Origin of the sequence: Paraburkholderia sediminicola (genome assembly GCF_046027355.1) — a bacterium.
Classification (GTDB): domain Bacteria; phylum Pseudomonadota; class Gammaproteobacteria; order Burkholderiales; family Burkholderiaceae; genus Paraburkholderia; species Paraburkholderia sediminicola_B.
Genome location: NZ_JAQQEK010000001.1, coordinates 155,403 through 170,919 on the forward strand (window position 1 = coordinate 155,403; position 15,517 = coordinate 170,919).

Annotated in this window: 18 protein-coding genes and 1 pseudogene; 3 read left to right on the plus strand and 16 right to left on the minus strand. The window is 63.6% G+C overall.

Going from position 1 to position 15,517, the window contains the following annotated elements; translation table 11 throughout:
• Positions 1 to 6: 6 nt before the first annotated feature.
• The 10 genes from mdcH to PQR42_RS00720 form a co-directional block, all read right to left on the minus strand.
• Entirely contained in the window at positions 7 to 939 is a 933-nt protein-coding gene (gene mdcH / locus PQR42_RS00675) for a malonate decarboxylase subunit epsilon (RefSeq protein WP_408384975.1), read from the minus strand.
• Positions 936 to 1,586 carry a malonate decarboxylase holo-ACP synthase gene (locus tag PQR42_RS00680; protein ID WP_408384973.1) on the minus strand — a complete coding sequence of 217 codons (651 nt, stop codon included), beginning with the start codon at positions 1,584 to 1,586 and terminating at the stop codon, positions 936 to 938. Before PQR42_RS00680 ends, mdcH begins: the two co-directional genes overlap by 4 nt.
• 19 nt (positions 1,587 to 1,605) lie before the next feature.
• Positions 1,606 to 2,373, minus strand: coding sequence for a malonate transporter subunit MadM (madM, locus tag PQR42_RS00685; protein WP_149675623.1), 768 nt, complete (start codon positions 2,371 to 2,373; stop codon positions 1,606 to 1,608).
• Positions 2,374 to 2,387: 14 nt separating this feature from the next.
• Positions 2,388 to 2,783, minus strand: coding sequence for a malonate transporter subunit MadL (madL, locus tag PQR42_RS00690; protein WP_149675622.1), 396 nt, complete (start codon positions 2,781 to 2,783; stop codon positions 2,388 to 2,390).
• A gap of 59 nt (positions 2,784 to 2,842) precedes the next feature.
• On the minus strand, positions 2,843 to 3,658 hold the full coding sequence (mdcE, locus tag PQR42_RS00695) for a biotin-independent malonate decarboxylase subunit gamma (protein ID WP_408384971.1): 816 nt from the start codon (positions 3,656 to 3,658) through the stop codon (positions 2,843 to 2,845).
• Positions 3,655 to 4,506, minus strand: a complete 852-nt coding sequence (locus PQR42_RS00700; protein WP_408209734.1) for a biotin-independent malonate decarboxylase subunit beta — start codon at positions 4,504 to 4,506, stop codon at positions 3,655 to 3,657. The genes mdcE and PQR42_RS00700 overlap by 4 nt, the downstream gene beginning before the upstream one ends.
• A 5-nt stretch (positions 4,507 to 4,511) precedes the next feature.
• Complete coding sequence (locus PQR42_RS00705) at positions 4,512 to 4,820, minus strand: malonate decarboxylase subunit delta (RefSeq protein ID WP_408384969.1); 309 nt, start codon at positions 4,818 to 4,820, stop codon at positions 4,512 to 4,514.
• A gap of 8 nt (positions 4,821 to 4,828) precedes the next feature.
• Entirely contained in the window at positions 4,829 to 5,719 is an 891-nt protein-coding gene (locus tag PQR42_RS00710; RefSeq protein ID WP_408384967.1) for a triphosphoribosyl-dephospho-CoA synthase, read from the minus strand.
• Complete coding sequence (mdcA, locus tag PQR42_RS00715; protein ID WP_408493534.1) at positions 5,719 to 7,380, minus strand: malonate decarboxylase subunit alpha; 1,662 nt, start codon at positions 7,378 to 7,380, stop codon at positions 5,719 to 5,721. Before mdcA ends, PQR42_RS00710 begins: the two co-directional genes overlap by 1 nt.
• A gap of 488 nt (positions 7,381 to 7,868) precedes the next feature.
• Positions 7,869 to 8,138 (minus strand): hypothetical protein, encoded by a 270-nt coding sequence (locus PQR42_RS00720; RefSeq protein ID WP_408209722.1) that lies wholly within the window; start codon positions 8,136 to 8,138, stop codon positions 7,869 to 7,871.
• A gap of 56 nt (positions 8,139 to 8,194) precedes the next feature.
• Here PQR42_RS00720 and PQR42_RS00725 point away from each other — a divergent pair.
• A pseudogene (locus PQR42_RS00725) lies at positions 8,195 to 8,743 on the plus strand (YncE family protein); the annotation flags it as partial.
• A gap of 74 nt (positions 8,744 to 8,817) precedes the next feature.
• Here PQR42_RS00725 and PQR42_RS00730 read toward each other — a convergent pair.
• From PQR42_RS00730 to acs, 3 genes are all read right to left on the minus strand, one after another.
• Positions 8,818 to 9,570: a YoaK family protein gene (locus PQR42_RS00730; RefSeq protein WP_408209719.1), complete on the minus strand. Its 753-nt coding sequence runs from the start codon at positions 9,568 to 9,570 to the stop codon at positions 8,818 to 8,820.
• Between the two features lie 47 nt (positions 9,571 to 9,617).
• Positions 9,618 to 10,223: an acetate uptake transporter gene (locus tag PQR42_RS00735; protein ID WP_408209716.1), complete on the minus strand. Its 606-nt coding sequence runs from the start codon at positions 10,221 to 10,223 to the stop codon at positions 9,618 to 9,620.
• A 139-nt stretch (positions 10,224 to 10,362) separates the two neighbouring features.
• Positions 10,363 to 12,339 carry an acetate--CoA ligase gene (gene acs, locus PQR42_RS00740; RefSeq protein WP_408384960.1) on the minus strand — a complete coding sequence of 659 codons (1,977 nt, stop codon included), beginning with the start codon at positions 12,337 to 12,339 and terminating at the stop codon, positions 10,363 to 10,365.
• Positions 12,340 to 12,782: 443 nt separating this feature from the next.
• Here acs and PQR42_RS00745 point away from each other — a divergent pair, with 443 nt between their 5' ends.
• Entirely contained in the window at positions 12,783 to 13,076 is a 294-nt protein-coding gene (locus PQR42_RS00745) for a DUF2964 family protein (protein ID WP_408384958.1), read from the plus strand.
• A 27-nt stretch (positions 13,077 to 13,103) separates the two neighbouring features.
• Here the strand turns inward: PQR42_RS00745 and PQR42_RS00750 are convergent, their stop codons facing one another.
• Genes PQR42_RS00750 through PQR42_RS00760 form a run of 3 tightly spaced genes read right to left on the minus strand, consistent with a single transcriptional unit; the run spans position 13,104 to position 14,331 of the window.
• Complete coding sequence (locus PQR42_RS00750) at positions 13,104 to 13,580, minus strand: hypothetical protein (protein WP_408209709.1); 477 nt, start codon at positions 13,578 to 13,580, stop codon at positions 13,104 to 13,106.
• Positions 13,581 to 13,589: 9 nt separating this feature from the next.
• Positions 13,590 to 13,991 (minus strand): DUF3564 domain-containing protein, encoded by a 402-nt coding sequence (locus PQR42_RS00755; RefSeq protein ID WP_408384956.1) that lies wholly within the window; start codon positions 13,989 to 13,991, stop codon positions 13,590 to 13,592.
• Between the two features lie 46 nt (positions 13,992 to 14,037).
• Positions 14,038 to 14,331: a c-type cytochrome gene (locus tag PQR42_RS00760; protein ID WP_408385169.1), complete on the minus strand. Its 294-nt coding sequence runs from the start codon at positions 14,329 to 14,331 to the stop codon at positions 14,038 to 14,040.
• A 175-nt stretch (positions 14,332 to 14,506) separates the two neighbouring features.
• On the opposite strand from PQR42_RS00760, the gene PQR42_RS00765 reads away from it, so the two are divergent.
• A complete protein-coding gene (locus tag PQR42_RS00765) occupies positions 14,507 to 15,493 on the plus strand; it encodes a zinc-dependent alcohol dehydrogenase family protein (RefSeq protein ID WP_408384954.1) in 987 nt (328 codons plus the stop codon).
• The last annotated feature ends 24 nt before the right edge of the window (positions 15,494 to 15,517 follow it).

Consider the following 15,517-nt stretch of genomic DNA (forward strand, 5'->3'; position numbering starts at 1 on the left):
CAGCCTTCACTCGCGCATCCGTTCCCGCTCGATCAGCGCGCCAAGATCAGGCAGTGCCGTCTCGCTGCAACTCACCGCGATCCCCTCTGTGAAAATCGCGCTGCTCAACCGGGTCAGCGCGTTGGCCGGCGGCATCTCGACGGCGAGGCGTGCGCCTCGTTCCCACGCAAGCCTCACAGTGTCATGCCAGCGCACCTGCCGCGCCATGTTGCCCGCAAGATCGGCCGCGATGCGCGGGCCGTCAAAAAGCGGGCGCGCAATGTTGCTGCTCAGATACACCATACGAGGCGCGCGCACGGTGATCTGGCCAAAGGCATCGGCGAGCGCCACCGCGGGGGCGTCGAGCAAAGCGCAATGCGACGGAACCGCCACGTCGAGACGCTCGCAGCGTTGCGCCCCGTGTTCGATCGCAAGCGTCGTAAGGCGGTGCATGGCAGCATCGCTTCCTGCAACGACCATCTGCGTTTCTGCGTTAATGTTCGCAAGGAACACGGGCGTGGCCTCGTTGTTCACTTGCGCGATCAGTCGTTCGAGCGCCCGCTGCGTCATGCCGATGATCGCAGTCATGCCGTAGCCGCTCGGGTAGGCGCGTTCCATCAACTGGCCGCGTAGCTCGACGAGCTTCACGGCGTCGGCGTATTGAAGCGCGCCCGCGATCACGGCGGCCGGATACGCGCCGATCGACAGTCCCGCCACCATGTCGGGTTCGTAGCCGCGGGCGCTCATCACACGCGCCTGAGCGACGCCCGCGATCAAGACGCAAAGTTGCACCGCGACGGTGGAGCGCAGCGAATCGGTATCGTCGAGCGATGTGGCGTCGTAGCCCAACGTGTCGCTGGCTTCTTGCAGTGTTCGAGCGGCTTCGGCGTGAGACGGGAGCGCATGCAACATGCCCGGGCGCTGCGAGCCCTGACCGGGGAATGTGAACAGTACGCTCATGATGCGTCGTCAACCCAGGGATCCGATACGAGCAAGGGGCCACGCCCCGTCTTCAGCAGAATGCGATCCGCGTTGCCGGCCCACTCCGCGAGCGCGAACCCGCCGTGGCCTGTGTCGACCTGCATGTCGATGCGCGCGGGCGACGCTTGCAGCAACGCGAGAAGCGAACGGGCTTCGTCGCGCGGCAGCGGCTTCGATGCGCGCAGCAGCAGATCGAGGTCGCTGTCCTGCCGCAGCGTGCTCACGCCGCTCGCAAGCGCAAAGCCGACGCTGCCGGTGATGCCCCACGTCAACCGAAGCCGGTCGAGTTCTGGCGCGATGCGAGTCAGTGCGCGCACGCAGGGCAGGGGCGCGAGCGCGGGCTTCGTCCGCCAGGCGCGGCCTTGAGCGAGCGCCTCGGGCGTGACGCTGAGACGGATGCGCTCGCGCGCCACGTGAGCGGCGAACCGCTCACTGCGTGCACGACCGCGAAGCCCGACCGGCACCACGCCCTGCTCGCTGACCGCTTCGCGCCGCACGACCACCGGCGCGTGCGAAAGCCACTCGCGCGAAGCCCATCCAGGTACTGCCGAGGTCGAACGAAGGTCCTCCCGCTCACTGATCCACAGGAGGTCGTGCGGGCGAAGCGGTTCGTGAGCGGTAGACAAGAGGATTCTCCCAGGCGCATCAAGCGCCCATCAAAGCTTTGGTCGCAAAGAACAACAGCGAAGGTCCGAGCAGGCAGCCGACGCCCGTATGGAACGTCGCGATCAGCGCCCCGTAAGGCACGAGCCGACGATCGGTCGCGGCGAGCCCCGCGCTCACACCGCTCACCGTGCCCGCCAGGCCGCCGAAGATCATTGCGGAGCGCGGCGTCTTCAGTCCCATGAAACCGGCCGCGAGCGGCGTGCCGATCATCACGATGATCGCCTTGATGAGGCCCGTCGCGATGCTGAGCGCGATCACATCCGAGCTCGCGCCGATCGCCGCGCCCGTCACCGGCCCCACGATATACGTGACCGCGCCCGCGCCGATGGTCGTCATGCTGACGGCGTCGGTATAGCCGAACGCGTAAGCAATGCTCGCGCCGACGATGAACGGCAGCACGGTGCCGAGCAGCAGCGACACCACGCCGATCATTCCCGCCTTGCGCGCCTCGGTCGCCTGCACCTCGAACGCGGTCGCGACAATGGCGAAATCACGCAGCATCGCGCCGCCCATCAGGCCGATGCCGGTGAAGAGCGGCAGGTCGGCGATACCCTTTTGTCCGCCGGTGAATGCGCCGCCGACATAGGCGAGCGCGAGGCCGATCACGATCGCGATTGCCGAGCCGTGCACGCGCCCGAAGGTCAGCTTGCGCGAAATCAGCGACGACGCCCACATGATGAGGCCCACCAGCGCGAACGCGGTGACGAGGCCGTTCTGAATCAGATTTTTATCGAGAATTTGCAACATGACTGACTCCTGCTTCAGATTTCTTCAAGATGCGGAGCGTTCACGAACGACGTGCTGTCGCGACCGGTGCGGGAAAGAACGGCGATGCAGCATGCGCAGACGGCCGCAGCGCCCATTGCCGAAAGCAGTGCGACGGGGCCGCCCTTGAGCGCGGCCACGACGTTCTGGTTGGCGGCCATCGCCACCACGACGGGGATGTACATCGCGCCCCAGAAGCCGACGCCGAATTCGGTTTCCTTCGGCAGCAGTCCCTTCTTTTGCAGATAGAGCTTCAGGAAAATCAGCAGCAGCATCGCGATGCCGACGCCGCCGACGTTCGTCTTCACGCCGATCGCGACGCCGAGCAGGTCGCCGAGAAAGAGTCCCGCGAGATGGCAGAACGCGAGAAGTGCAGTTCCATAGATGATCATTTCATGTCTCCTGTAATACCTTTATTGGCTTCTGACGAGGCGGTGCGAGAACTGAAGCGCTACCGCCATTGCTCCCGCAGCTTGCGGCGAACCGTCGCGGAGGCCGCGCGGTGCTCGCTGCCGAGCCGACTTTCCAGACCGCGCGACGGGTCGTTGCGGATGTCGTCGAAAGCGACCTGCAGCGCCTTCTCGACGGTGGTCTGATCGGCGCTGGTCGGCGCATCGGCGTTGGTTACGCTCAGGAGTTTCCAGAGCAGCCCGAGCGATGCGTAGTTGTCGATGTCGTAGGCCATCGGCGGGACGCGCGCCGTGAACGCTTCGAGATCGGCGACGGAGCGGAGCGTGACCCGCGCCGCCGATTCCTTGCCCATCGCGTGGACCATCACCTTCGGATCGGCGAGTGCGATGAGGCGGTTGGCCTGATAGCCGTGCGCGAGAAACGCACCCGACATCGCGCGCCCGACGATCAGCCCGATCACCGGATGGCCCGCGAGACGCGCGCTGGCGTAGGCATCGGCGGCGGCGGCGAGCGCCTGGTGGATGCCGTACGCTTCCTCGCGCCGGCCGTACGCCTGGCTCGCCACGTCAATCACCGCGACGATCGCGCGCTTCTCTTCACGCTTGCTATCCGCATCGACGACCTCACGCACCGCGCGCGCCACTTCCCATCCTTCGACGAGACCGACCTCGCCGCCGCGCGCCCGCGGGAACGGATTGTCCGGATCGGGCACCACGGCGATGAAGCGCGCGGGATGGTCGCCCAACCGCGCATCCGCGACCCGCACCGAAGGCGGATAACCGGCCTGCAACGGCGCGCTGTAAGTGAGCGCGTCGAGCCAGACTGCGCCGCGCTTCGAAAGCTCCTGTGTGCTCATGACTGAAACCCCTTGCCGTAGATGGCGGCCGCCTGTTCCGGCGTGGCCTGCACGCCCGGATCGACCTCGGAAAGCCGCGTCAGAAAACCCGCGACGCGCTCGCTGCGGCATGCCTCGGGCCGCCCCGCGCGAAAGCGTTCGATGACGGCCGCGCGGATCGCGTCGGCGTCGTCGGCGACGTAGTCGTCGACGAGTCCCGTGCGATGCCGTTGCTCGCAGCCGGTGAAGCTCCAGATCATCGGACGGTCGCGCGAATCGAATTCGGCGATGCCCGCTTCCTGTTCGATGACCGCCGGACCATTGAGGCCCAGGCGCGCTTCGCGGGTGCCGATCAGATAGCTGCACAGTCCCGCCGCGATCGACATGCCCCCATAGCAGCCGATCGGCCCGGCCGTGATGCCGATCACCGGCTGGTAGCGCCGCAAGTCGACGATGCCCGCGTGAATTTCCGCGATCGCCGCGAGCCCGAGATTGGCTTCCTGTAAGCGCACGCCGCCCGTTTCGAAGAGGATGACGGCGCGCGTCGGGATGCCTTTGCGGTTGTCCTCGGCGGCGAGTTCGAGGCTGCCCGCGATCTTCGCCGCCGACACCTCGCCCATGCTGCCGCCCTGGAATCCGCCATCGATGCCAAGCACGACGGCTGGCTGCCCGTCGATGGTTCCCTTCGCGACCACCATGCCGTCGTCGGCCTGCGTCACGATGCCTTGGCGCATGAGCCACGGCGACGTGATGCGCTGGAACGGATCGATCAGTTCGCTGAAGGTGCCTTCATCGAGCAGCTTCTTCGCGCGGCTGCGCGCATCGAGTTCGATGAAGCTCTGGCGTTCGAGCAGTTGCTGTGTATCCATGATCGTCACGCTCCGCCGGTTGATTTCAGTTGTTCGAAGACCTGCCCGATGCGCATCTGCACGACGCCCGGCGTCGCGCCCGAATCGTTGATTTCGAGCTTCGCGGCGGGGAGCGACCCGTCGCCGAAGATGCGTTCGAGCACGGCCTGCCAGAGGCGGCCCTTGCCGTCGACGGAAGTCGTGACATTCACGACGGTGCGGTACGCCGTGTTCGCTTCGAGCAGAACTTCGAGGTCTCCCGAGGCGACCACGCCTGCGAGCGCGCGGCCTTGTGCGGGCTGCCCCGCCGGGAATTCGAGGACGATGGTTTCCATGTGTGTTCCTATGCGTTCGACGTTTGAGGGGCTTCGCTACCAAGCCGGTCGAGAAAGAGGGCTGCGGCGAGCAGGTCGGCGGCGCCACCGGGCGATACGTGCAATTCGACGAGGCGCCGGTCCAATGCCTTCAGTTGACGGCGCCCCGCGAGCGCGGCGGCACCGCCTTGTTCGAGCACGCGCCGCGCGCCGTCCTGCATCTCGGCGAGCGCGCCGGGTCCGCCGCGCGCGAGCACGCAGGTATCGTCGAGTGTCGCCATCACGGCGAGCAGCGCGTTCAGGCGCGCGGCCGTTTCGCTGTCGCCGCGAAGGCGCGAGCGCACGAGTTCCGGCAGCGCGACGTCCACGACGTGAGGAAAGCCGGCCTGCGCTTGTCCGCGCGCGCCGCCGACGTTATAGTCGAGGCACGCCTGCTCGCCCTTGTTGCCGGTGATCGCAGGCGCGTGGCGATCCCGCACTCCCGCAATCGATCCGGCGCGCGCGGCGACCGCTTGCGGCGCGAGATCCGACGGTTCGCGCGCCGCGCCGGTCACGAGCAGTCCGAGCGCCCAGATCGCGCCGCGATGCGTGTTCACGCCGCCGGTCGCATCGAGCATCCGCGCTTCGCCGTCGCGCCCGATTGCGCCGATGCGTTCACGCAGCGCGAGCAGCGGTTGCGTTTCGATGCCCGCGCGCGCCAGTTCGACAAAGGTCGGCTGCAGCGCGAGCGCCGAGACGCACATCAGTTTCCAGTCGAGATCGTGATGCGCGCCGCGGCTGCGCATGTCGACGAGGCCGGGCTTCGGCGCGAGCGTGACTTCGTCGATCAGCGCTTGCACCACATGCGTGCCGAAGCGGTCGGCCAGGTCCGGCGCGTGGCGCAGCGGCCGCGCCGCGTTCATAGCGAGGTTCTCGCGCATTACCAGCTCCGAAAGCGTGCGGGCGGCTCGTACAGCCCGTCCGACCAGTCGACGATATCCGCCATGCTCTTCGCGGCGAGCAGCGACCGGCTCGCTTCGCCGCGGTGGATGCCGAGGTCCTCGGGCAGCGCGACGAAGCCATCGCGGCGCAGCGCCGCGAGTTTGCCTGCGTCGCTCTTGAGACCGATCGGCGTGACGCCCGAGACGGTCGCGATCATCTCCTTGCGATGTTCGAGCGAGCGCGCCTTGTAGAGATACGCGATGCCTTCCTCGGTCAGCACGTGCGTGACGTCGTCGCCGTAGATCATCACGGGCGCGAGCGGCATGCCGGATTCGCGGCCGACCTCGACGGCATCGATCGATTCGACGATGGTCGGCTGGCCGCCCGCCTGGAACGTCTCGACCATCTGCACGACGAGCTTGCGGCCGCGCTCCAGCGGGCTGTCCGTCTGCAGCAGATCGAGCCACGCGGGCGTCGCGTGGCGCCGGCCGTGCGGATCGTGGCCCATGTTGGGCGCGCCGCCGAAGCCGGTGAGCCGCCCGTGCGTCACCGTCGACGAGTTGCCTTCTCCATCCATCTGCAGCGTGGAGCCGATGAACATGTCCACCGCGTATTGCCCCGCGAGCTGGCACATCGTGCGATTGGAGCGCATCGAGCCGTCGTGGCCGGTGAAGAAGATGTCGGGCCGTTGCGCGACATAGGCTTCCATGCCGAGTTCGCCGCCGAAGCAGTGCACGCTGTCGACCCAGCCGGTTTCGATCGCGGGGATCAGCGTCGGATGCGGGTTGAGCGTCCAGTGGCGGCAGATCTTGCCCTTGAGACCGAGCTTCTCGCCGTAGGTGGGCAGGATCAGTTCGATCGCGGCCGTGTTGAAGCCGATGCCGTGATTGAGCGACTGCACCTGATGCTTCTCGTAGATGCCGCGAATCGCCATCATCGCCATCAGCACCTGGATCGGCGTGATGAGGCGCGGATCGCGCGTGAAGAGCGGCTCGATAAAGAACGGCTTGTCGGCCTGCACCACGAAATCGATCCACGAGCCGGGGATATCGACGCGCGGCAGGTCCTTCGGATCGTCGACGATCTCGTTGACCTGCGCGATCACGATGCCGTCGCGAAACGCGGCGGCTTCGACGAGCGACGGCGTGTCTTCGGTGCTCGGGCCCGTGTAGAGATTGCCCTCGCGATCCGCCTTGTAGCCGGCGCACAGCACGACGTTCGGCGTGAGGTCCACGTAGAGCCGCGCATAGAGTTCGATGTAGGTATGGATCGCGCCGATTTCGAGGATGCCGTCCTGCAGGAACTGCGAGATGCGCAGGCTCTGCGCGCCGGCATACGCAAAGTCGAGCTTTCTGGCGATGCCGCGCTCGAAGAGATCGAGATGCTCGGCGCGGCTCACGCTCGGAATGATGAGATGCAGGTCGTGGACGACTTGCGGATCGACCTTCGCGAGGGAGCGCGACAGGAAATCCGCCTGTTTCTGGTTGTTGCCCTCGACGACCACGCGGTCGCCCGGGGCGACGAGCGCCTGCAGGACATCGACGATGCGCTCGGTGGGTAGCACCATGCCATCCGCGATCGATGCAACCCGCGCGAGGCGGCGATGTTTTTCCGCACGGCGCGTGGCCCAGCGGGATGGGGTCTGACTTTGACTGGACATGTGGACTCTCGCTCAGGACATGAGGCAAGTCTAGGGAGCGAGGTGCACCGGTTCAATGACGCTTGGGACGCGTCTGTTATCCCAAGAGTAATGATCATTCGACGTGAACGCTGAAACCGTGACAGAACTAGGCAGGGGGCTTAACCGCGTCGCCTAGGGGTTTTCCCGGTTTCGCTGACGGATGTGCTCGACCGCGCGATGGACATCGTCTGGTGGATGCGCGAGGAATTGCCAAGCAGGCCCGAGTTCCTGACTCGCATCATGCAACCGCTACGTCGAAAGCCCGCAGAGGTCACGGGGTCACTGCGGTGGACTGATAGTCGATGCAGGCGAGCCGGGCTGATTGTTCCAGCGCGCATGACCGATCTGATCGATTGGCCGAAGGCGGGCCAATGGCGATCGGCCTTCGCGCAGATGAGGCGCTAGCCATCTATCGGGCGGGAGAACCTTCGCGCGCAGTAACGATCTATGGCGAGGTGCTTCAATCGCTAGCGACGCTGGATGGAGACGGTTCGACAAAGGCCGCATATTGCCAGAGAGTCGTACGCCACGGTTTGCCGTGGATGTTTGGGCAGGTCACCGGGCGCACGCTCGAGGTCGACGGCGAGCCACCTGTGATGGTCCCCGGAATGTGCAGTAACCCCGAACCGCCTGAATCCATCAGGGATCACCCGCGGATACATGGAGTCGCGGTCACGGATCTTATAGGGCTTGCCTTGCGGTTTGGCGTTCAACAGTAGCGGGTAGATCAGCTTCATGGAGTTTTCCTCGACGGACAACGACCATGAATTTCACGCGCAATTTACTCGTAAGCAAGCTGGCCAAGATCGATCTCGTCAACCGCAAGGTCGTGGGCTACCTCGAACTCGACCGGAAGGGCATGCCACAGGACATCCGCATCGCGCCGGACGGCAAGGTGTTCTATGTCGCCGACATGATGGCCGACGGCGTCTACGTGATCGACGGCGACAGCTTCACGAAGGTCGGCTTCATCAAGACCGGCGTCGGTACGCACGGCCTGTACCCGAGCCGCGACGGCACCCGGCTCTATGTGTCCAATCGCGGCTCCAATCTCGTGCACGGACCGAAACATGGCAAGGGCAGCGTGTCGGTGATCGACTTCACAACGCGCAAGGTCGTTGCGAGCTGGCCGATTCCGGGCGGCGGCAGTCCCGACATGGGTAATGTCAGCGCGGATGGCACGATGCTGTGGCTGTCCGGTCGCTTCGATGACGTTGTGTACGCGATCGATACGACGACCGGCTCGGTCAAATCCATTCCGGTTGGCGCGGAACCGCACGGGCTCACCGTCTGGCCGCAGCCCGGGCGTTATTCACTTGGGCACACCGGGAATATGCGTTGACCAGTGACTGGCCACCGGGCTGCGTCCCCTATCGATCAATGCGGCGCGAAATAGCGGCATTGCGAAAAAATACGCTATCGGCGCTGCGCGAGCATATCGTCGACGACCGGAACAGCGGCGAGAGTAAGCAGCACGATAGCAAGGGGAATGGTCGCCATAAACCCCAGGTGCTTAAAGCCTATGGCGCCTGTCAGGCCGCCTACGAGGAACGACAATAAGAGCGAGCCGAGAAGTCGCAGTTTCTGGCGATCTGCACGGACTGCGCCCCGGGTCGTTGCTCCGACGTCACCAACGTTCCAGTAAAAGAACTTGCCGAGCTCGATGCCGATATCGGTCACGAGACCGGTGACGTGCGTCGTGCGGATCTCCGCCTTTGAGATCTTTGTGATCATGGCGTTCTGCAGACCCATCACATAGCACAGAAGACAGACGGTCACCGGCACGAAGAGCACGCGATGGGTCTCGAGATGCGTGCCGATCAAGCCAAAGCAGAGGAGCAGCGTAGCCTCGAGCATCAACGGCATCGCATAGAGGCTGTGCATTTGCCGGCGACGCCCCCAATTGATCAGAATTGCAGAGGTGGCGGCTCCGAAAAGGAACGACAACAGCGAACTCAATCCCGCAACGACTGCATTGATTTCGCCGAGCGTGAGGTTGTCAGCGAGTGACGACACCACGCCTGACATGTGAGATGTGTATTGCCCCACAGCGAGGAATCCGCCGGCGTTGGCCGCACCGGCGACGAAGGCTAGCGATCGTCCGAGGCGGAGATTCGCCGCGTCGCTGCGCTCAGGTTTCGTGAATCCTCGAAGATAGTTGATCGGCATGCCAATTTTTATCCGTGTGAGCGGCGGCACGCCGGCCGCCGCTTGTTTCAGGCCCTGCGCAGTCCCTCGGTGACGGTCACGGTCACATCGATTTCGTGAACGGCGGTTCCCACCGGCAGCACCGTGCGTCCATGTGCCTCGTTGATGATTTCCGCCGCGGACAGATAGAACGCCAGCAGTGCCGTCACCAGGCCGAGGTAACCTCCCGCATGGTGCAGCCATTCAAGGCCGGTCCATTCGCTCGCCGCAAGCACGAAGAAAGTCACCCACAAAGATAGAAACACCAGTTGCAACGCGCGCGGCGCACGCCATGTGGCGACCCACATATAAAGCGTGAACACGCCCCACAGGAACAGATACCACCCGATGAACGCCGCAGGCACAGTACCGTGCAGGAACAGCACGAAGAGGGCGAACGACCACCAGAACGCACCATAGCTCAGAAAGGCCGTCGCGCCAAACGTATTGCCGCGCGGTATTTCCATGAGTCCAGCTAGCACCTGCGCGGTGCCTCCATAAGCGAAAGCGACGGCGAGCACCATGCCCATCGAAGTGCCGCTGAACCAGCCGGCGTTGATCATACTGAGCAGCCAGGTCGTCAAGGCAAAACCGGCCAGGCCGAGTGCAGCGGGATTAGGGGCTTTGATATTCATGATGAATTCCTCATGCAGAAAGAAGTAGAGGTCGATTGCGCGGCCGTCCTTAAGTCAGGCGCCGCGCATCGGCCACAACAGGATCGAGCGTTTGAACGCCGGAGCGCCGGAGAGGCGCACCGCCGGACCGCAGGACCGTTCAGATCGAATCGGCGAACTGTGAAATCACGGCAGGATTTTCGACGGTCGACGTGTCTTGTGTAATCGATTCACCTTTCGCGACTGAGCGCAACAATCGGCGCACGACCTTGCCGGAGCGCGTCTTGGGCATGGCGTCGCCGAACCGGATGTCCTTCGGTTTCGCGATCGGACCGATTTCCTTGGCGACCCAGGCGCGCAATTCGTCCGCTATGCGCTTAGCCTCAGCACCGGTTGGCCGCGCCGTTTTCAGAACGACGAAGGCGACGATGGCCTCACCGAACGTTTCATCCGGACGCCCGACGACTGCAGCTTCGGCGACGAGCGGATTGGCCGCCAATGCTGACTCGATTTCCATGGTGCCCATCCGGTGTCCGGACACGTTCAGGACGTCATCGATACGACCTGTGATCGTGAAGTAGCCCGTGTCCCGGTCACGAATCGCGCCGTCGCCGGCGAGGTACAGCTTGCCGCCGAGTTCCTCGGGGTAGTAACCGTTGCGAAAGCGCTCAGGATTGCCCCAGATCGTGCGGATCATCGAAGGCCACGGCTTGCGGATGACGAGCACGCCGCCTTGTCCGTTGGCCACTTCATGGCCGGTTTCGTCGACGATCGCCGCGTCGATGCCCGGCATCGGCAGCGTGCACGATCCCGGCACGAGCGGGGTGGCGCCCGGCAGCGGCGAGATCATGTGGCCGCCCGTTTCCGTCTGCCAGAACGTGTCGAGCACCGGGCAGCGGCCGCCGCCGACATGTTCGGCATACCAGTTCCATGCGCTTGGGTTGATCGGTTCGCCGACCGTGCCGAGAATGCGCAGGCTGCTCAGGTCGAAGCTGCGCGGATGCACGGTGGTGTCAGCGTCGGCGCTCTTGATCAGAGACCGGATGGCAGTCGGCGCCGTGTAGAAGATGCTGACCTTGTGGCGCTGGATCATGTCCCAGAAGCGGCCCGCATTCGGATAGGTGGGGACGCCTTCGAAGATCACCTGGGTTGCGCCGACTGCGGTAGGGCCATAGCAGATGTACGTGTGACCGGTGATCCAGCCGATGTCGGCGGTACACCAGAAGACATCGGCCGGCTTGATGTCGAAGGTCCATTTCATCGTCACGGCGGCCCACAGCAGATAGCCGCCGGTGCTGTGCTGCACGCCTTTGGGCGCGCCGGTCGACCCTGATGTGTACAGCACGAACAGCGGGTGTTCCGCGCTAACCCATTCCGGTTCGCAGGTATCGGGTTGGTCCTGTTCGAGTTGATGCAGCCATGCGTCGCGTCCCGCGATCCAGGGAATCCGGCCGCCGGTACGGCGATAGATGGCGACCGTTTTGACGGCTTCGGTGCCACCCATCGCAAGGGCTTCGTCGACGATGGTTTTGAGCGGGAGGGTCTTGCCGCCGCGCACCTGTTCGTCGGCGGTAATCACCGCCACCGCGCCGACATCGACCATCCGTTCATGCAGCGATTTCGCGGAGAAGCCGCCGAACACGACGGAGTGCGGTGCGCCGATGCGCGCACACGCCAGCATGGCGGCGACGCCTTCCACCGACATTGGCATGTAGATCACCACTCGGTCGCCTTTCTTCACGCCGCGCGCGCGCAGCGCGTTGGCGAGTCTGCACACGCGGTGATAGAGCGCCTGATACGTGATGTGCGTGACTTTGCCGTCGTCTGCCTCGAACACGACAGCCGTTTTGTCGGCAAGGCCGTTGGTGAGGTTGCGATCGAGGCAGTTATATGAAGCGTTCAGCTCACCGTCTTCAAACCATTGATAGAAGGGCGCGTTGGTATCGTTCAGCACTTTCGTGAAAGGTCGGCGCCACTCGAGATGCTCTCTCGCAAGACGCGCCCAGAACGCGGGATAGTCGCGTTCGGCCTCGGCCACGAGCGCATGGTAAGCCTCCATGCCGTCGATGGTTGCATGCTTGAGCGCGGGGATCTGCGGCGCCGTGGAGTTGAGTTGATTAAGTTCGACGGTAGACATGCATAGTCTCCTCATAGGGGTTATGGCGGCGACCACGCATTGACAGCGTGGTCACTTGAGATGGCTCTTGATGGCCATGATGCGCACACCGATGCGTCTGGGAGTCTGGCGCGAGAACGGCGACGGCTGCCAGGCAGATACGACGGAACGGGGGCCGGTGATGATTCAGCGTGGGTGTGTGTAACGACTATGACGGTTTGCCCGACGATGCACTTGATTCACATCAACAGATGCGTTGCGCCGAGTGCGGGTCGCCTTTCTGCTGATGGATGACCCGTCAACGTTGCAAGGCGCTTGCATCGTGTGCACGTGATGCGGCGCTTCCAGACCTTGATGCAAATCAATCGCAATACCTCGGTTGGATCGATGATGAATGTGTCATTGACGGCTCGCGAACTGCCACATCGATTTAAAACGACGTGCATTGAGCCGAGGGAGGAATCATGGTCCGGACAGAATCCAGAATCATCTTTGCGACGGTTGCCGTCTTTATCGCGTTAGCAGGCCTCGCGGGATTAATCCGTGGGCTGCTGTTCGATAGCACGGATTTCATTCGTTTCGGCGCGGCCGGGCTTGTGGCCGGCGTTGCCTGTTTAGTCCTGCTGCTTAACCCTACAGCGGGCGACGACTCCTGGCACGCCGCTGAAAGGCACACGACGGGTCTCGTCGTTCCCACCCCAGTGATCATGAAAGGCATCCTCAGACTCGCATTCAAGCTGCAGATCCTGATCGGCTGAAGCCAGTTTCAGCAGGCTCGGATCGCTTTAGGCTTTGAGCGTGCCGCACGACGGAGCCGGCGTATCTGATGACGCCGCGCGCTCACTCGGCTCAAACCGCAAAGCGCCCCAGCCGAGCGGCGCAAACACGTGACCGCCCGCGAGTTCGACCTGCTCCACAAATGAATCGAGCGTGACGCCCGCCATGATGTGAATCGGTGCATTGCTGACAAAACTTTGCGTACGCAGCCATGGCACCTCGCCGCGATTGATTTCGTTGACGCTGCGTTCCTTGCCGTCGTAGCCGCGATCGGGCGTATACAGCGGGCCATCGAAAGCGACGGTCAGAATCTGCTCGGGACTGTCGGTATAAGGGGCTGCGGCGTGCTGTTCATAAGGCACGCGTTCCCAGCCGTCGCCCCATTGCTGGTCGAGCGTCAAACGCGTGAAATAGGCCCATGGCGCGCGTACGAAGCAGAGTCCGTACGCATGACGCACGCCGTCCAGATTAGCAGTCATTCCCACAGTAGCTACTCATCCTGTTTGCCGTGTCGACAACGCCTGGGGGTTGTCGCCGGCGGCGAATATACCGTCTTCCGGTTCGGTGTTCTCGTTGTCGACACATTGCACGTGCCAGTGGCCCGTTGTCAGCGATCTGCCAGAGTCGGCGCACCATTGTGCGCGTCCGGTTTCACCTTCGAATGGTCCAGACGAGGTGTTCAGATCGAGCCCTTCGAGTACGCAGCAAGGTGTGGAATCGTGCGGCCCGCAGACAAGCGTGTTGCCGCAATCGACTTGCAAGGCGCCCCATTCAGGTAAATCGAGCCCCATATGACCCTCGCGCGACCATTGGCGTCTTTCATTGTCGAGCCACAGGATGGCGAATGCCATTGGATTGACACGGTCGAACGTGTCGAGGTGGATGGTGAGGCGCATGAGGTTCTCCGTACATGCCACGAACATGGGCAAACGAACTGGGACGCTATTGACTTAAAACCCACTGGATTAACGTGTGAGCATCTTCGGGTGTCAATGGGCCACCGCGATCCGCCGGCAGCGGCATGGCCATGTCACCCCAGTGGACCTTGCCGCCGAGCCGCAGCTTGTGCTCAAGCATCACGCTGGCGTTTGGCACGCCGCGATAGCGTTCCGCGATCTGCTGAAACGAAGGCGCGAGCAAAGGCGCATCACGGGTATGGCAGAACATGCAATGCTGTTGATCGACCAGCGCCGTCGGTTCGGACCGGGCAAGTGCTGCGCCGCTTGCTGCCAGCAACAGTGAGAGTGTGCTTGTGGTGAGATAATGCAGATGCGGGGCATTCACGAGAGACACTCCAGGGCAGGTTCTGAGTTCAGTGTAGGGGCGGTGCAGCGCTCGCGATTGACCCATGTCAAGCCAATGTTTCGCGGTGCGTTACGCGCGGTTCTGAGGCTCGATCGAGGAGAACGCAATGCGCGCAATGGTGTTCGACGGTAGCGAATCGCGGCTGAAGGATAGGCAGGTTCCGGAACCGATACCCGCTGCCGGCGAATTATTGATCGACATCCACGCGTGCGGTGTCTGCCGGACCGACCTGCATCTGGTCGATCACGAACTGGTGCATTCAAAACAGCCGGTGATTCCGGGGCATGAAATCGTCGGTACGGTTGCAGCGCTCGGTGCGGACGTCACGGGCTTTGCGATCGGCGATCGCGTCGGTGTGCCGTGGGTCGGGCGCACATGCGGGCACTGCCGCTATTGTTTGAGCGAGCGCGAGAACCTGTGCGACGATCCGGGCTTCACTGGCTATACGCTCGACGGCGGCTATGCGGAACGAACAGTCGCCGATAGCCGCTATTGTTTTCATCTGCCGGCGCAATATTCCGATATCGAAGCGGCTCCGCTCCTGTGCGCGGGGCTGATCGGCTATCGCACGCTCAGCATGGCGGGCGACGCACAGCGCATCGGGATTTACGGGTTCGGCGCGGCCGCGCATATCGTCGCGCAGATTGCACGCCATCAGGGAAGGTCGGTGTATGCGTTCACGCGCCCCGGCGATGCCGCTGCACAGCAGTTGGCGCTGCGTCTGGGTGCGTCATGGGCGGGTAACAGCGATGAAACGCCGCCGGACGAACTGGATGCTGCCTTGCTGTTCGCGCCGGTGGGTGCGCTGGTGCCGGTCGCGCTGCAGGCGGTTGCGAAGGGCGGGGTGGTCGTGTGCGGCGGCATTCACATGAGTGACATTCCGTCATTCCCCTATGCGTTCCTGTGGGGCGAGCGACGCGTGGCGTCGGTAGCGAATCTTACGCGTGAGGATGGCATCGCTTTCATGAGGGTGGCAGCACAAACGCGGCTCGAAATCGAAACCACGACCTATGCACTGGGCGATGCCAATCAGGCGCTCAACGATCTGCGCGAAGGGAAGCTGACGGGCGCGGCTGTGCTATCGATCAGCTAGATCACCAGACGCGCGGGAAGGAAA

Coding starts and splice junctions, on each gene's coding strand:
- PQR42_RS00765 (WP_408384954.1), top strand. CDS start 14,507: ATGCGCGCAATGGTGTTCGACGGTAGCGAATCGCGGCTGAAGGATAGG.
- PQR42_RS00735 (WP_408209716.1), bottom strand. CDS start 10,223: ATGAATATCAAAGCCCCTAATCCCGCTGCACTCGGCCTGGCCGGTTTT.
- mdcH (WP_408384975.1), bottom strand. CDS start 939: ATGAGCGTACTGTTCACATTCCCCGGTCAGGGCTCGCAGCGCCCGGGC.
- PQR42_RS00755 (WP_408384956.1), bottom strand. CDS start 13,991: ATGCGCCTCACCATCCACCTCGACACGTTCGACCGTGTCAATCCAATG.
- PQR42_RS00700 (WP_408209734.1), bottom strand. CDS start 4,506: ATGGATACACAGCAACTGCTCGAACGCCAGAGCTTCATCGAACTCGAT.
- madM (WP_149675623.1), bottom strand. CDS start 2,373: ATGTTGCAAATTCTCGATAAAAATCTGATTCAGAACGGCCTCGTCACC.
- PQR42_RS00710 (WP_408384967.1), bottom strand. CDS start 5,719: ATGCGCGAGAACCTCGCTATGAACGCGGCGCGGCCGCTGCGCCACGCG.
- madL (WP_149675622.1), bottom strand. CDS start 2,783: ATGATCATCTATGGAACTGCACTTCTCGCGTTCTGCCATCTCGCGGGA.
- mdcA (WP_408493534.1), bottom strand. CDS start 7,380: ATGTCCAGTCAAAGTCAGACCCCATCCCGCTGGGCCACGCGCCGTGCG.
- PQR42_RS00745 (WP_408384958.1), top strand. CDS start 12,783: ATGGTCCGGACAGAATCCAGAATCATCTTTGCGACGGTTGCCGTCTTT.
- acs (WP_408384960.1), bottom strand. CDS start 12,339: ATGTCTACCGTCGAACTTAATCAACTCAACTCCACGGCGCCGCAGATC.
- mdcE (WP_408384971.1), bottom strand. CDS start 3,658: ATGAGCACACAGGAGCTTTCGAAGCGCGGCGCAGTCTGGCTCGACGCG.
- PQR42_RS00720 (WP_408209722.1), bottom strand. CDS start 8,138: ATGAAGCTGATCTACCCGCTACTGTTGAACGCCAAACCGCAAGGCAAG.
- PQR42_RS00730 (WP_408209719.1), bottom strand. CDS start 9,570: ATGCCGATCAACTATCTTCGAGGATTCACGAAACCTGAGCGCAGCGAC.
- PQR42_RS00705 (WP_408384969.1), bottom strand. CDS start 4,820: ATGGAAACCATCGTCCTCGAATTCCCGGCGGGGCAGCCCGCACAAGGC.